We start from the raw sequence: 16,281 nt of genomic DNA, 5'->3' as shown, positions 1-16,281 counted from the left end.
CTCCATTGTCTTCGACGTACGGCGCGACTAGTTCTGAGACTGACCGGTGGGTTTCCGTGCAGGCTCAGAATAGCGGCGGAAACACGCCCACATTTGGCGGGTTGGAGCCTTCGCCCTAGCTGTGGTTACTGCGGAGCACCCCACGTAAGCCGCAGCTCACCGGTCCGGCCTACGCTGCCGCTTACCGCCTTTGCCGCCACACCAAGACCACGATGAGGCCGATAATTCCCGCAACAACCGCGATCAGGATGACTGTGCTGCGGTTGTACCGCTCCTTTGCCCCCTGGTCCGCCTGCTTAGCCACCGCCGCCGTGTACGGTACGCGCCTGCCCGTCACCAGTAGCCGGTGGGAGTTCACCATGTACGGCGTGCAGGTGATCAACGTTGCCAAGTCCTCCCCCCGCTCTGGTTCCAGCTCCCGGACAGCCGTTGGCAGCACCGTTTGGATCCTGAATACCCGGTACGCGTAGTGCTTCCCCGCCACCGTCATCACAAACGTATCGCCCTTGCGCACACGCTTCAGGTTCGTGAACAGCCGCTTTGAGGGTACCCCGCTATGCGCCGAGATGGCCGTGTGGGTGCCCCGACCACCCGTTGGCGCATCCGTTCCCGGCACCACGCCCGCACCGACGTGGAGTGCCTGCTCGCCCACGTTGTCAAAGAGTGGCAGCCGGACACCAATACTACTGACGGTAATGCTGCCCAGCAGGTGTGCCCGCACGGCTTTGCTGAGGTTCTTCTTGTCAAAGCTGTCCTCGGGCTGCGTACGCTTTTGCTCCCTGAGCGCAGCCGCGTAACGGGCCTCGTTTTTGTCAGCCGCCCGCTGCGTTTGGTGGTAGACCACCACGTCGTTCACAAGCTGACTCACAAAGGGGTACGCGCAGACACACAGACCCACAATTAGGATTGCTCGCGCCCATATTCGCCGCATGCCTGCCACTCCCTTCTATTATATGTATGCAACCCCCGAAAATGCGGGCTGCACTGTTGTGCCCTATGCTTGGGTATTGCGACGCCGCATCATGAGCATCGCTGCGCCCATCAGACCAACACCAGCCAGGATGAAGAGTACCCAGCCCATACCACCCGTCATTGGGAGGTAACCGAACGTGTTGGGATCGTTCTTAACGTCGATGGTTTTTTCTTCGCCGAAACTACCCGCAACGATTGTGAAGCCGGTAGTCTTCGTCATTGTTTGGTAGCCATCAGGTGCGGCCGTTTCAACTAATTCGTACGTACCGTCCGCCAAGCCCTTAACAACGACTTTGCCGTCCTCGCCAGAGGTGTACGTGGTCGCGTCATCGCGATCGTCCACCCACGTGACTTTGTCATGCGCCACTAATGCGTACTTATCGGTAGCGTTTCGCACCACGAATTCTGCACCCTTCAGAGTGGCGCCGGTGGTCGATGACACCTTCTTGAACTTGTGCCCACCGGTTGTCACCTTTGTGGAATCGTCTTCCAGCTCGTGCTTATTACCAGTATCCGTCGTGTAGTTAACGTAGAACTTGTTACCCACAGCTACGTCCGGAACCGCATCTTCAGTGATGTGGGCGGAATACTTCACCGTGATTGTCTTGCCCGCTAGGCTCGCGTAGAACGCCTTTGCATTGGCGTCATTCAGGGTAAAGTTGTAGTCCCACCGCGTATTTGCTCCGCTAAAAGCAAAGCTAGAGTGTGCGTTAAAGTCAGCCAGGTAGTCCTTACTGCTGTCTCCGTTCACAGTCACGGAGTCGATGCCGTCATACACCACACCGCTACCCTCGAACGCGTCCCAAATCCTAAATTCTTTCATACTCGTAATGTTGCTAGGCACCGTGAACTTAGCCTGGTACGTGAACGGCTGACCCACTTCGTAGCGTTGTGTGTCGGTTGCCGCGTTACCCTCTTCGTCCAACAGCACCTTATCAATCCCGTAGTTCTTCGGGTAGAGGTGAATGTTGCTCAACGTGCCGGCCCCCGCAGGATTCTTCACTGGCAACGCCACTATCATTGGTTGGGCACCCGATGTCACCGTACCCGGCACGGTGGTTTCCAGAATCAGGTAAACGGAGTCAACCGATGCACCGCTGCCCAGCTCCGTCTTTGCCGGTAGGCTAGTCCAGCTGGCCTGCCCAGTGGGACCAGTCAACTGTTCGGAGCCAACCAGACCGTCCTGGTAATTGCCCAGGCTGGTCAGGTCATTGGTATACCTTGCGACCAACTCGTCTCCGTTCTTACCGGTGTACTCCGCGTAAAACTGTTTGCTGATGTTGTAGACCGTGAACCCAGCATCCTGCAAAGTCGGGCCAAGGTTGCCCTGCTCCAAGCCATTATTAGTAATTGTTGTGTTGTCCGTTAATTTCAATTTATGAATGGTTATTCCGACCGTTGCGGGTGAGCTCGCTGCTCCCACCGGCCGGATGGCTGCCAGACTGGCTAGCACGCTGATCATCAGGACCAACGCGGCAATCAGACTGCCCCAATACCCAAATTTTGCGCGTTTCATGGCGGTTCCTCCTCATCTTGTCAGGGGGGCCATAATGGCGCACTCCCCAATTACCGATACTCATCAATGTCGCTAATCATTCTTTGACTTTGCCTCCACTACGGCCCGACGCAAGCGCCGGCGCCAATACAACGCAATTCCAATCATCAATAATCCGACCATCACTGCTAGAATCGACAGGTGCCGTCCCAGCTGTGGCAACCATCCCCGGCCCGTACTGCCAGTGGGCGTTTCCGGATGGGTCGCGACTCCCGCCGCGGTCCCACCGCCACTCGCCCCGCCAGTGCCCGGAACAGTGATAGTCGTCTGCGCGTCGTTATACACGTATGGCCGTCCCTGCTCAATAATGGCCGTGGTCAAGTTACCATCGCTCGTTTCCGTAACCGGCTGGCCGTTAATCAGCACCGAGTTATACGAACCGTCCGCGTTGTAGGTACTGGTCGGTACCACCATCGGCACCGGATTAGTTAATATCTGGTAGCCGGTTGGTGCGTGTACCTCCACCCACTCGTAATCGCCCGCGGGAAACATAATTTCACCGGTTGTTACTAGGCCGTTGTCGCCGGAGGTAAACTGCCGCACCTTTGCGTCCGTGGTCGGCGTCGCGCTGGTGACCCAGCTGAGCTGCTGTAAGTTATCTTGTTGGGCAGCCAGATACTCCCAGCCGCCCGCTAGCTGTCGCCGAACAACAAACTTCGCGCCGGCTAACCGACTTTGGTCACCATTCGCCTGGCGCCCAATTTTGAAGAAGTAGGGGTCACGCTGGTAGGCCACGTTCTTAGGGTAAATGTGCAAAGCCGCGGTGCTAGTGCTGTACATGTTAGGAATCACCAGCAGTCCGGGTAGGGCCGTTACGTCAACGTCCTCCGCCCCCGCGGTGTCCGCATCCTCAACGATGAAGTACGCGGTTGGCTGCTCGTCACGTTGGCGTTCAACCGGGAAGCTCGCGACTCCCTGCTCGCCAGTACTGCTAGTCGCAGTCGTCACGTCCGCAACCAACGGCATCGCCCGCTCTTTGGCAACGGTAGCCATGGCCTCCGCGGTCATATCGCCATTCCCGTACACTTGGGTGAACCGGTCCATCCCGCCTGCAAAGTCGCGGAGATAATCGCTCGCGTCATACACCCGCATACGTACGCCGTTCAGGCCCACGCTGTTGGTGATTGCCGCGTGATTGCTGTCTAATTCAGTCCCGTTGTTACTGATACTCGGCAGTTCATCCCGGCTGTGGTACAGCCGTTTGTGGATGGTAACCGTTGTGGTCGTCGTCGCGGATACGGTGTGCGCCCCCGTCAACAAGACGGTCATACCCACTACGGCAATGATGGCTGCTAGGAGCCAGCGTGTGAGTTTAGTCATGACCATCACCTCCCCGACGCCGTTGAATGAGTGCCCAAGCACTACCGATGAGGACCAGCAGCAACCCGCCAATCATGTAGCCCATCAGGCCGCGGCTCCCCGTGTCGGGTAGCTTGCCTCCCGGTGGGGTGACGGGTTCGTTTTTAACCGTCACCGTGGCGGTATTGGGATTGGCTTGAACATTCAGCTTGTAATCCAAATCAACCTCTTCGGACCCAATTTCATCACCATCCTTGTCGACATAAGTGGCACTGATACCGGTCGCACTCACCACCACTTTGATCCGCCGGGATAGTAATTCGAAGCCATCTGGAGCTTTGGTTTCTTCGATGAAGTAGGTGCCTTGGACCAATTTGGTAGAGAAAATGAGCTTGCCGTCTGTATTCGAGGTCTGCTCCTCAATCCTGTGACCATTTGCATCGGTGAGGATGAACACAGCCCCGGACAATGCTTGCTTGTCAGCACCGTTAAGCTTGTGCACCGTGAGCTCAAAATCTTTGAGACGGTTAACAACCTTGTTGTTTTCTGGCATCCCCGTGGTCCACTTAATGGAGCCATCGTTATTAACCGTGACGCCGTAGACCGTGCTGTTGGGCTTGAAGCCATCTGGCGTCGTCGTTTCACGCATGGTGTAGGCCCCAGGTGCGATATCCTTAAACGTTACGTGCCCATCTGCGTCGGCAAGAACCTCGTTGCCAACCTGGCTACCATTCTTGTACAGCGTGAAACCTGCGCCCTGCAAGGACCCACCATCCGCGTCAACTTTGTCGAACTGGATGGTGCCGTTCACCTTATCGCCCAGGTAAACCGTGACCGTGTTCGTCTCCTTGGTGTAGGTCTGGTTCCCCAGCACCGGTGTCATGGTCACCGTCGCTTTGTTTTCCAAAGTCGCGCGTGGGTCAACGTTCGTTGGGTTCGTCACAACGCGCACCGCCAAACGGATGGTAAAGTAGCCACCAGTGAAGGCAATGCCACGAATTTGGGTTTCAGTGAGTTCGATGGTGACCTTTTGTCGGTTACCTTCTGACCCAGTGCTGACCGAATTGGTGACGTTAACACCGTCACCAGAGGGAGCCACCCCATTAGTTAAATCGCTGAATAATCTAGCCCGGTCATTACCGGACACCAGCTGCAGGTGCTCCGGCAGTACATCGGTAATCGTGATTTTCCCGGGTTTGGCCAGGTAGTCATTCAACGAGTACGTTTGCTGGTTAATGTAGTAGTAGAACGTACCGTTAGGGTGATAACTGTTGACCAATTCTTGATCTAAATTGTTGTTAGTCCAGGTATTACCCGTTTCTGTTGCCACATCACTAGGGCTACCCCCACCTGGAAGTTTCTGGCTGCTAACACTCTTACGATTCTCCAAGTCTTTAGGTATTTCTAGCTCCCGCGATCCGCTAGACAAGGCCAACCAGGCGTTGGTCGAAGCACCGTACGTACCCCGTTTGAATTTGAACGTTGAGCCAGTGATACTTAGAGCCACCGCCCCTTTGGCAAAGGTGGCCGCCCCAGACCAGTCCTCCCATTCTTTGTCGGGGTTCGTGTAGCTGGCTGGCGTCCATTCGCCCCAGGTATGAGAGGTGTAACCCATGGTCTCTTTTGCACCCGTCGACGTGTTTTGATATTCATTTTCAAAGTTGCCTTTGGTAACACCAACACGGGTATTCGCGTAAAACTGCCTGTGGCTAACGTGATGGCTATCAAATTCTGGTTCCGCCGTACCCCCACTCAGCGGGTTAACAAACTCACCAGGGTTCAGGGAGGTAAACGTTAACTGTGCTTGGTTTAGCAAGTCACCGTAACTGCCGAATTCCACGTGGGTATTCTTGTCACCCTTCACGAAGAACGTCACTTCCCAGTCAAAGCTCCGTACGTTGGCCAAAACCAAACCAGAGTAGAAATTGTGGGAGAAATCAAAGGCGTATACCCTGCTCGAATTCCAATCGCCATTATGGTTCGTAATGTTATCAATTTTGACGTAGGCACCAATATCAACGATTTGACCATGGCTATCCATGACCGTACCAACATAGTCATATTCAAGCGTAAGGTTCACATTGCCCGCACCCGTACGATTTCTAAAAATCACTGCGGTCGAACCCGCGGTCGCGTACTCACGATAACGGTTAGTTTCCATAGCGGTCTGACTACCGTACCCGCCGGATGTGGCGGTGCTAGATTTAACTTTTACGTCATAATTATTTGTCTGACTCGCAACATCAACCTTGAGGTCAGCCGACGCATTGGCCAGCAGCCGTAAATTGGTTGCCTCCAACACAGCGTTCCCAGGTGGGTCAACCTTAGCGGTAGCCTCATTGGTGTCGGCGTCCATAGTATCCGTTTCCGGCTCTTTGGCATCAGCATCTGCCGTCACCGATTCCTCGGCATCCGCATCTTCATCTGCCGGCACCACCGCCGCGTCCCTGTCAGTCTCCGTCAGCTCCGGCGCACTGACATCAGTTGTGGTAGTGACATCTGGAGACTCCTTAGCCGCGGCCGTCTCTTTAGCCTCCGCTACTTGATCCTGCACGGCTACCGGCAACGTCACGGTGTGCGGATCCGCTGCGGTTTCCTGCAGCAGGTCCTTCGTCACCGTGCCCCCCATGTCCTGACCATCCAGCTGCACCCAGACGACCAGCTGGGTGGCGTCCAAATCGGTGCTCACCACCAGCTTACCCTGGGCGTCCTTACTATATTCGTCTTCGTGGTACCATTCGTCGTCAGCGTCCGTCTTTGATTGCTCAAGGTCGCCATCGCGCCGAACGACGGTCCCGGTACCATTTTCTGCTTGCGCTAGACGAATGCGAATCGCTCGGGTTGTGTGGTCGGCCGGGTCGTGGCGGTCAAAGTCGATCTGCCAATCAATCCGGTCATCCACTACCGTTGGGGTAACGGTGACCCGCGCCGATTCATCATCCACTATCGTAACCGCGTTGTCGGCGGCATTGACAGTTTGTGTGCTGCCCCAGAGCCCCTGTAACTGCATCAGCAGTAACAGCAGCACAGCGCAAGCATTAATCAATCGTTTAGTCATCTTATTACCTCCCCTCGTCAAAGTTACAGCGTCGTCTCGGCTGCCAAAGCATCCCCCCTTGTGCACTTTCCAGCAGCTGCCTATAACTTTAATCTACGCGAGCGAACAAGGTGGCGTATTCAATTACAGCAATTCACAACTGAGCATATAATCATTAGTTAACTTAATTACCGGTATTTGGTACACAGCGGTAACGACTATTCTTTATTTTGGGCAATAAAAAAACGCCTTAATTGGCGTTGATTTTTTGCAAACCCTAACAAAATTTTTTTATGCTTATATTACTGGCGCTTGTACCGACGCAATCCGTGCCAAATCCAACCTATACTAAAGCCCACAATGGCGGGACAAATCCACCCCAGACCCATACTGAATCCCGGTAAGTATTGTCCCCAACCAAGCACCTGGTGTACCCAACCACCTTTGAGTCCCGCCGGCAACGCATTGAGACCATCTAGAAGTGCCGGTACAAAGGTGAAAATGGTCGTCATGACGTACACTACGCGATCGTCCGCGAATAAATGCTCGGCCAACGCTGTGAGTATTAGCACAATTGCTAGCGGGTAGAGAAAGTACATCACGGGCTCGGAAATCGCCAGAATCTCGTTGAGTCCAACATTGGCGATGATCAGGGAAAGCAGTGCCGCCCAGAATACCACCTTCCGGTACTTGAGCCGCGGAAACAGCTCTACTGCCGTGTCCCCAAAGGACGTCAGCAAGCCAATACCGGTTTTCAGACAGGCCAGTATCACGATGATGGCGGTCAAAATACTGCCCAGGGTGCCAAAGTAATAGTTGGAAATTTCGGCAATGATGACCCCGCCGTTGCTGGCAAAGTCGAACTGGCCCAGGGAAGTCAGACCCATAAACGCTAACGCGGCGTACAGCACGGCCATGAGGATGGCGGCAATCCCGCCCGCCTTGATGGTGTCGGTGGCGATGGCTTTGGGCTTCGTGACGCCCAGCTCCCGAATTGCGTTAACCACCACGACGCCAAAGGCCAGACTTGCCAAGGCATCCATGGTCATGTACCCATCGGTGAACCCCTTAACCAGCGGGGTGTGCCGGTACGCGGTCGCCACCATGTCCTGGTTAAAGTGGCCGAGTGGAAAGATGATGGCAAACGCTAGCAGTAACGCGAGGGCCACGAGGAATGCCGGCGTCAGCACCTTCCCCACGTAGGTCATGATGCGTCCTGGTCGACGGGCTAACAGCCACGCCACCACGAAGAACGCAACGGAAAATACTAGCAGGGCCAACTTTGCGTGGCGTTGTGGGATGAACGTGGATAACCCGATTTCGTATGAGATGGTCGCGAGCCGTGGCGTGGCGAACAGCGGCCCCATACACAGGTACAGCGCGATGGTAAAGAAGAATGCGTACGGACGACCAACCTTCTTGGCTAGTGAGAAGACACCATCAGTCCGTGAAAGGCCGATAGCGGCTACACCGAGTAGTGGGAGCCCGACGCCAGAAACGAGGAAGCCAATCAAAGCTGGGATCACATTTTTACCGGATGCCTGACCCAAAAACACGGGGAAGATTAAGTTGCCGGCACCGAAGAACATACCGAACAACATCGAACCGATAAAAAACAAGTTACTACGCGTTAAACGTTGCTTTTCCATATCTCTGTGTACAACCCCTCTTACGTACGTGGCGAAAACAGTCATTCCATTCTACCACGGAACACCCGGAATGTGTTATTTACTCTACTGCATGGCAACGTTGGGAGTATGCGTAGCAACGTGGTGGTTCCGGCCGTGTGGGTGGCCTTCGTGACCGGAGCTACGGCGACCACCATCCTAACCCTTTGTGCTACACTAAATGGGCAGAAAGTTGAGGAGGAACCACGATGCCTGACACAATTGAACTTTACACTGACGGCGGTAACCGGAACACCGGCGTCAACAAGGGCGGCTCCGTCCGTCCAACCGACAAGAGCGCATGGGCCGCCCTCCTCCGGTACGGTGACCACGAAAAAATGTTGTCCGGCGGTGAGTTTGGCCGCACCAACAACTACATGGAAATCATGGCCGCTATTCAGGGCCTAACCGCCATCAAGCGGACAGATATTCCCGTCAACCTGTACTCGGATTCGGCCTACGTTATCAACACCATGCAACAGCAATGGTACGTCAAATGGCGCGCCAACGGCTGGCGTAAGCAAGGTAAGCCCGTGAAAAACTCCGAGCTTTGGCAACAGTTACTCGCCCAAGTCGACCGCTTTGACAACCTCACCTTCAACAAAGTCAAGGGCCACGCCAACAACCGCGATAACAACCGGGTGGATGCCGCACTCAACGAGACTATGGACAAAATGTAACGTCACACCACAAAGACGACCCCCCTCCCGCAAAACCGCGGCGTGTGCGGGGTCGTCTTTGCTTAGCTATGCATCCAAATATTGCTCACCGTACTCAGACTGGAGGTAATCCGTGATGGTACGCCGCATGTGAGCCACGCTGGGCGCCTGGGCCTGCGTGGGGTTAACCACCATGCACAACGTACGTTCAAAGTCGGTCGAGAACGGAAAGACGTTGACGTTACCGACCAGTTTGTTCAGGGCCAACTCGGGCAATATGCCCAGCCCCAGTCCTGATTCCACCATCGACAGAATGGACTGGTCGTCAATTGAGTACGTCAGCGAGTTGCCCGAAACGTGGTAGCGGTCCAGCGCGCGCTTGGTGTCACGATCGTAGTCCTGTTGCTGCAGGATGAAGCTACGCCCGCCAATATCGGCATCATCGACAAACTCACCGTTGCGCGGCTTAAAGTCACTGGGCGTCACGCAAAAAATGCGGTCCTTGATGAGCGGCGTAACGTCAACGTGGCTGTCCACCGGTAGGAGCGAAAAACCAATATCGATGGTACCGAGGCGCACCTGCTCGTTAATTTCGTTGAAGCCCGCCTGGACGACTTCAATATGCACTTGCGGGAACTGCGCCTTATAACGCTGAATTATTTGCGGTAGCCAGTTAGTCGAGACGGACGAGAAGGCGCCGATCCGCACGCGCCCGGCGGCCATACCATTAATGTCATCGGCAACTTGATGGAGTTGCCCTTCGAGGTTGAGGATACCCTGAATCACGGGGAGCACGGTGCGCCCATCGCTGGTCAATTCGACCCCGCTACGGTTACGGATAAAGAGTGGGAAGCCCAACTCGGTTTCAAGCTGGCTAACGCTATGGCTAACGGCACTGGGGGTCACGTTCAGTTCGGCGGCGGCACGGGCAAAGGTGCCGGAGCTGACCACTGAAGAGAAGACTTGGTAGCTAAAATTGGACATGGTTCCACCTCTAGTTGAATATCTTTCAAGTTTAAATGAAATAGTTGAGCTTTATTTATTATAGGGCGGGCTGTAGGGTAAAGGCAAGAGAGCGGAGCAGGCCGTTTAGAGAGCGGAGCCCCGCGGTCAGAAAGCAGAGCATAAGTAGTTACGGACGGGAAGCCCGTACTTGGCTTCCTGTTCGTAACTGCTTATGCGTCGCTTTCTGCGGGGCGCAGCTCGTTTTAATACCTGACACTAACGCGGGAACGCCGTACCAATCACCAGTTATATACCCCGCTCCACCAACCACTAATTCAGCCACAAGGAGGAAACAGCAATGGATTACGCAGAACGTACTCAACGCGCCACGGATAACGGACTAGGTGACCTACTAGCCGCGCCCACTAAGAACCAAATCAGCTTTGCGGGCGGTCTGCCTGACCCCAAGCTGTTTCCCCAGCAGGAACTGAGCGTCGCGTTTGCCGCAGCGATGGCCAACAGTACCGGCGACCAATTCCAGTACTCTGACGCCCAGGGTTTCCGCCCGCTACGTGAACAGTTAGCCCGGCTACTGCAGCGCGACGGTGTCCGCGCCACCGCTGATACCATCGCCATGACGCAGGGGGCCCAGCAGGCGCTCGACCTCATCGCGCGCCTCTACATCAATCCCGGCGACACTATCGTCGTCGAGGCACCCACGTACCCCGGTGCCATCAGTGCCTTTGATACCTACGAACCGCACTATGAGGGTGTCCCGGTGCAAAGTGACGGTATGGATATGGTCGCGCTCCGCCGCGTACTCACGGAACGCCGGGTAAAGCTCATCTATACCGTGCCCGACTTTCAAAATCCCACCGGCACCGTGATGTCGCTCAACAAGCGGCGGACGTTGCTCGCCCTCGCGCGGGAGTTCGACGTCATGATTATTGAGGACGCGCCCTACCGGTGGTTGCGCTACAACGGCATTAACCTGCCCACGCTCAGCGAACTGGATCAAAGCGACCGCGTCATCTTTGTTGACAGCATGAGCAAAGTCCTCGCGCCGGGTCTCCGGGTGGGCTGGGTGCACGCCGATGCAGAGATCATCAAGGACCTGGTCGCGCTCAAAACTGGCGCCGACCTTGAGTCGAGTACGCTCACCCTTCGCGGCGTGAGCCAGTACCTCGCCGATAACGATCTCGACGCCCACATTGCGGCACTCCGCCACAACTACGCGCAAAAGCGTGACGCCATGGTCGCTGGTCTACGCGCAGAGATGCCCGGCACAGCGATAATCAGCGCGCCTCAGGGGGGATTCTTCGTCTGGCTAGAGTTGCCCACCACCATCAACACGGACGTTCTGGCACGGGAGTACAAAGACGAACTGGCACTGGTGCCTGGCAGTATGACTTACCCGTTGCACGACCACCATAATGGCCTCCGCCTCGCCTTCACGCACGCATCAATTGATGACATCAAGACGGGGTGCCAACGCCTCGGCCGCGCCGTCCGCCAGGCTATGGCTAACACAGTTACCATCCGCAACGACGCACAGGCACACTAAAATTAACTGACCACGCCCAAAAAGCGGGACCCGGATTGATTTACCGGATTCCGCTTTTGATTGGTTTGGATTAACGAACTACGCCTAATCCGCGTCCTTGTCAGCTGGTGTATCGGTAGACTCGTTCACCGGCGCAGGCTCGGGGGCCTCGTTCATGAAGTCAAAGAACCCGTTATTCGGCTCCTCCACGAAACAGGTCAGCACGGTTTTAACCACCGCGTATGCTGGTATCCCCAAAATCACGCCCAGCAGGCCCCAAATATTGCCGGCCGTAAGCAGGATGACAATGACCGTTAGCGGGCTAATGTCGAGCGTCTTACCGATGACGTTCGGGTACACAAAGTTGTTATCAATTTGCTGCACGGCGACGGCAACCACTACGGCCCAAAGCACGTTCTGCCAGGAGACGGTCATCGCGACCAGCACCGCCGGCACGGCACCCAACCACGGGCCAATGTACGGCACCATGTTCATCACCCCAGCAGTAAAACCGATAGCTAATGCGTACGGGGTGCCAACGATGTAGTACCCAATGCAGGACAGAATGGCAACAATCAGCATATCCGTGAACTGACCGGTAAAGTAAGTTTCAACGGTACTGTTCACGCGGTGTAGCAAGCTGGCGACAAACGGACGTCGTGCCGGAGGGCAGAAGCGCTGAATATTGCCGGAGAGCTTGTCGCCGTTCTTCATCAGGAAGTACAAAATAATGGGCGCCATGAAAATGTTGACCAGGGCGTTACCAATCCAGCTGACCACAGAGGAAATTTCGGTGGCGTTGTTGCCCAGCAATTTGGTCAGATTTTTAATCATCTTTTGGTTATCAAAGTCGAACTTCTTAACGATAGTATCAACGCCGATACTCTTGGCGATGTCCGTACTGGCTAATTGATTAGCTAACTTTTGCGCGCGGTCAGCCAACTGTGGCAGGTTTTGGACGATGTTGACCACCTGACCGGTAATCCGCGGGATCAGCACCGCCAGCCCACCGATAACCAGGATGAGCAGAATGATAAAGGCCGTGATGTTGGCGGCCCGCCGCCGCATTTTGAGCTTCATCAGCAGTTTGACCAGCGGGCGGAGCAGGTAGTACAGGAAACCCGCAATCAGAAAGGGACCCAGCAAGGTCGAGAAGAAGGTTTGCAGGGGCTCAAAAACAAAGGAAATTTTGGTACATACGAAAATCAGGACGGCCACCAATAGTAATTGGACTGTCAGGTACAACCAGCGTGCCTGGCGACTAGTTAGGCGCACCTTACCGAGCGGCTGCTTCACAAAGGCCACTTCCTCTCCACGTGTTATTTACTTTCAGTATACAGGTTCCACCCACACAGCGAAACCGTTGTTCAATTTGCTATTGGCAGGTTGTGGTGGCCTGGCGGTTACGGTTGGGGGCGGGGATTCTGCGACCGAAGCTACCAAGCCAGAACTGCCAGCCACCCCAGCATAAAAAAGGGAGCCCGCCCCAGGCGAACTCCCAATAGATGATTGTTCAATTTATTACCGCAACCCGCCTACTTGATGTAAGCGTACTTGTAAGACCACTGCGTCCCCGCCGTGTTGTGGATGATGCCGTGCACGTCGCTCTTCTGCAGGTAAGAGTATACGCTCTGGTACAGCGGCGTAACCGCCTGATCCTTCATGAGGACGTGGCTGGCGTCAATCATATCCTGCCAACGCTTAGTAGGGTCGTTCGCATCCGTAACCGAAGCCTTCTTCACGAGCGCCTCGTACTCCGCACTGTCATACTTCCCGTAGTTGTAGGAAGCGTCCTTCTGCAGAATCTGCAGGAAGGAAATCGGGTCGTTGAAGTCGGCACCCCAACCAGCCAGTACAATGTCAAAGTTGCCGTTCTGCTCGTTTTGCTGAGCGGCCTGCGACGGCATTGTCTGAATCTTCAGGGTGAGACCCGGCAGGTACTTCGCTGCCTGCGCCTTCAGGTACTGAACCACCTGCTGCGTAGCCTTGTCGCTACCGTTATCGCTTGGTGCCAGGACGGTCAGCGTAATATCCTTAACGCCGGTTTCCTTCTGCGCTTCAGCCCAATCCTTCTTGGCCTGCTGGACGTCGTAATCCATCGTGCCCGATACCGCCTGATCCTTGGAGAAGTCCTTCCCCGTCTTTGGGCTCGAGGCGAGCGACGTTGATACTAGACCAGTTGGGATCACCGTACCCTGGCCGACCACCTTCTTCGCCAACTGCTTCCGGTTAACCAAAGCCGAAATTGCCTGACGGAAGTGGGTGTTGCTTAGAACCTTCTTCTTGTTAGCATCACTGTTAGCCCGGTTGTACTCCAGGAAGCTGACATAGGAGTAAGGATAGATCTTGTACTCCTTGTTGTGCACGTAGTTGTCTACCTGGGTGGCTTCCAACTGCGTCAAATCAACTTTGCCGGTCTGGTACAGGTCCAAACTGGTACCCGCATCACCAACGACGGTGTAGTTAATCTTCTGCAACTTAACCTTCTTGGCGTCCCAGTAGTCCTTGTTCTTCACAAAGGTCCACTTGTTGCTCGTCCCGTTCCACTTGGAAATCTTGAACGGGCCAGTGTACACCGAGTACTCCGCCTTGGTGCCGTACTTCTTGCCGTACTTTTCCACCACTTTCTGATCCTGTGGCGAAAACAGCGGGTAGGCCATCAAAACCTTGAAGTAGGCAATTGGCTGGTCCAGCTGCACTACTACCGTGTCCTTGCCCTTAGCCGAGATGCCTAAAGTGTCCGGGCTCTTCTTGCCCGCGATGATGTCGTCAGCGTTTTTAATCCCGGAAAAAAGGTAGGAGTACGGTGATGTGGTCTTAGAATCAATCGTCCGCCGCCATGAATAAACGAACGACTGCGCCGTAATGGTGTCGCCGTTGCTAAACTTAGCGTTCGGACGAATCTTAAACGTGTATGTTTTCCCGTCAGCCGACACCGTGGCGGACTTAGCTAAACCGGCGGTCGCCTTGCCGTCTTTGCCTAAACGGTAAAAACTCTCGTAAACGTTCCCCGTCTGCCCGTAGCCAGTCGACTTGGAAATATCGATGGTATCCAGTTGCGCTGACGCAGCCAGGTTCAATTCCTGCTTCTTACTACTGCTTGATGAACTGCTTGACCCACATGCGGCGAGTACCAGCGCCGTTGCGAGTACCAAAGTCCCAGTGGCCGCTAATCGGGCCCATGATTGCTTATGCATTTAAATGCCTCCAGTTTTAACCGGCGGCCACGTTCGAGGTGACCGCACCGTTCTTCTTCATCTTTGTCCGCCCTATGCTCGAGCGCATACAGCAAGGTTCTGCATCTGCTTCCTGTTTACACACCGAACAACACATTTGCTGGGCCATGCGACCACCCCCTTTCATCATCTCATCGTGTTCAACCTAATCGTGGCAGCCACAACTACCTACGAACAACAAAGGGCGCCCCACAACCCGGAAACCGGATTAAGGGACGCCCACGCGCGTTACCACCCTACTTTGCGTGCCACAACACGCCTCAACGGTACCGCCACCTCGCAGTGGTGATACCCGGCAAAGTAACGCTTGCCCACGAACCAGTATCGCTGGTTACGGCTCCGAGACCATCTTCACTACCCGGCCATTACCTCCTCACACCGAACGGAGGCTCTCTGAATAACGGCCAAAGTAGTTACTCTTCTCATCAACGCCTAAACACGAATCTTAAACTGACGCAAGTGTACCGTTTATCAACCGTTCTCGCAACAGCACAAAGTTAAAAATAACGCATTGTACGATTGCGCCACCAACAATTGCTTACAAATTGTACCTACTATCTGTAATTAAAAAACTAACTTTCGTCCTCATTAATTTTGTTCACAACCCACCCATGCTCGGAGCGCTGCAACTCCCACAGACTGGTCGTGGTAGTGGGCGCCTCGGGTTCGGCGTCGGTCCCCACGGGCATCGTGGTGCGTGTGATAGTCGCCCGAATAAGCAGTTCGTCTTTGTCGGTCGCCAGTCGCGCCAAGTTGTCGAAGGTCAGCTCGGTATACCCCACCGGCGCAGCGGAAGCTGGCCAGTCGCGGGTCATCTGGGTCCAGGCGTGCTTGGTGGTATAACGGGTCAGCTCGCTACGGTCACGCTGATCGACGGCGGCCTGAACGTGTCGCGCGAGGGCGATAAATTCGTCGCGGTTGGCGACCCCTAGAGGTACGGTCGCCACTTTGGCGGGCCGCTGGGGTTGCTCAACCGTCTCGGCAAAGGCGGCAACGCGATCCTGCTGCTGTTGGGCACGACGCCGGGCGCGCAGGCGGGGAACGACGAGGTACCAGAGCGCAAAGACGACGGCAATCAAAATGATGGCGCTCACGGCGCCGCTGCCGTTCCCACCGTTACTGCGGGTTGCCTCCCGAATTAAGTGGCGCATACCAAAAAGGCGCACACCCATAACTCCAAACACCATAGTAGTTCCTCCTCAAACTTCATTTTCCTACTGTATATATTATACCGCTATCGTCACCGCGCAGTGGCGGTTCTGGCCGGCGGGGTGGTCCGTGCTGGCAAAGTGGTGGTGGGGTTGCGGCTTCCGTGCCCTGCGCCATGATTGCAACCTTAGTGGTCGCCGGCAGCGTTGGTCGGGTTGA

The 16,281-nt window shown here is 55.2% G+C and carries 11 protein-coding genes and 1 other annotated feature; of the genes, 2 read left to right on the top strand and 9 right to left on the bottom strand.

Annotation, left to right across the window (positions count from 1 at the left end; all coding sequences use genetic code 11):
* Positions 1-181: 181 nt before the first annotated feature.
* The 5 genes from LPA02S_RS07005 to brnQ form a co-directional block, all read right to left on the bottom strand.
* Positions 182-931: a class C sortase gene (locus LPA02S_RS07005; protein WP_061777622.1), complete on the bottom strand. Its 750-nt coding sequence runs from the start codon at positions 929-931 to the stop codon at positions 182-184.
* Between the two features lie 63 nt (positions 932-994).
* Positions 995-2,488 carry a SpaH/EbpB family LPXTG-anchored major pilin gene (locus LPA02S_RS07000; protein ID WP_056956160.1) on the bottom strand — a complete coding sequence of 498 codons (1,494 nt, stop codon included), beginning with the start codon at positions 2,486-2,488 and terminating at the stop codon, positions 995-997.
* Positions 2,489-2,560: 72 nt separating this feature from the next.
* Positions 2,561-3,847, bottom strand: coding sequence for a pilin N-terminal domain-containing protein (locus LPA02S_RS06995; RefSeq protein WP_056956161.1), 1,287 nt, complete (start codon positions 3,845-3,847; stop codon positions 2,561-2,563).
* A complete protein-coding gene (locus LPA02S_RS06990; RefSeq protein ID WP_056956162.1) occupies positions 3,840-6,884 on the bottom strand; it encodes an MSCRAMM family protein in 3,045 nt (1,014 codons plus the stop codon). Before LPA02S_RS06990 ends, LPA02S_RS06995 begins: the two co-directional genes overlap by 8 nt.
* A gap of 281 nt (positions 6,885-7,165) precedes the next feature.
* On the bottom strand, positions 7,166-8,512 hold the full coding sequence (gene brnQ / locus LPA02S_RS06985) for a branched-chain amino acid transport system II carrier protein (RefSeq protein ID WP_056956163.1): 1,347 nt from the start codon (positions 8,510-8,512) through the stop codon (positions 7,166-7,168).
* 227 nt (positions 8,513-8,739) lie between these two features.
* Between brnQ and LPA02S_RS06980 the strand changes: the two genes are divergently transcribed.
* On the top strand, positions 8,740-9,210 hold the full coding sequence (locus LPA02S_RS06980) for a ribonuclease H family protein (protein ID WP_056956164.1): 471 nt from the start codon (positions 8,740-8,742) through the stop codon (positions 9,208-9,210).
* A gap of 66 nt (positions 9,211-9,276) precedes the next feature.
* Here LPA02S_RS06980 and LPA02S_RS06975 read toward each other — a convergent pair whose 3' ends face one another.
* Complete coding sequence (locus LPA02S_RS06975) at positions 9,277-10,173, bottom strand: LysR family transcriptional regulator (protein WP_054649445.1); 897 nt, start codon at positions 10,171-10,173, stop codon at positions 9,277-9,279.
* Between the two features lie 319 nt (positions 10,174-10,492).
* On the opposite strand from LPA02S_RS06975, the gene LPA02S_RS06970 reads away from it, so the two are divergent.
* On the top strand, positions 10,493-11,698 hold the full coding sequence (locus tag LPA02S_RS06970) for an aminotransferase-like domain-containing protein (protein ID WP_056956165.1): 1,206 nt from the start codon (positions 10,493-10,495) through the stop codon (positions 11,696-11,698).
* An 84-nt stretch (positions 11,699-11,782) separates the two neighbouring features.
* On the opposite strand, the gene LPA02S_RS06965 is transcribed toward LPA02S_RS06970, so the two are convergent.
* The 3 genes from LPA02S_RS06965 to LPA02S_RS06955 all read right to left on the bottom strand — a co-directional run bounded on the left by LPA02S_RS06965 (position 11,783) and on the right by LPA02S_RS06955 (position 16,100).
* Positions 11,783-12,973 (bottom strand): AI-2E family transporter, encoded by a 1,191-nt coding sequence (locus LPA02S_RS06965; protein ID WP_054649451.1) that lies wholly within the window; start codon positions 12,971-12,973, stop codon positions 11,783-11,785.
* Positions 12,974-13,212: 239 nt separating this feature from the next.
* Positions 13,213-14,874, bottom strand: coding sequence for a peptide ABC transporter substrate-binding protein (locus LPA02S_RS06960; protein WP_056956166.1), 1,662 nt, complete (start codon positions 14,872-14,874; stop codon positions 13,213-13,215).
* Positions 14,875-15,121: 247 nt separating this feature from the next.
* Positions 15,122-15,351, bottom strand: a binding site (T-box leader).
* 134 nt (positions 15,352-15,485) lie between these two features.
* Positions 15,486-16,100, bottom strand: coding sequence for a hypothetical protein (locus LPA02S_RS06955; protein WP_054649453.1), 615 nt, complete (start codon positions 16,098-16,100; stop codon positions 15,486-15,488).
* Positions 16,101-16,281 lie beyond the last annotated feature (181 nt).

The sequence above is a fragment of the Lacticaseibacillus pantheris DSM 15945 = JCM 12539 = NBRC 106106 genome (genome assembly GCF_001591865.1).
Lineage (GTDB): Bacteria > Bacillota > Bacilli > Lactobacillales > Lactobacillaceae > Lacticaseibacillus > Lacticaseibacillus pantheris.
Note: the sequence above shows the minus strand (reverse complement) of the source record. Positions and strands in the feature narration are given on the sequence as shown.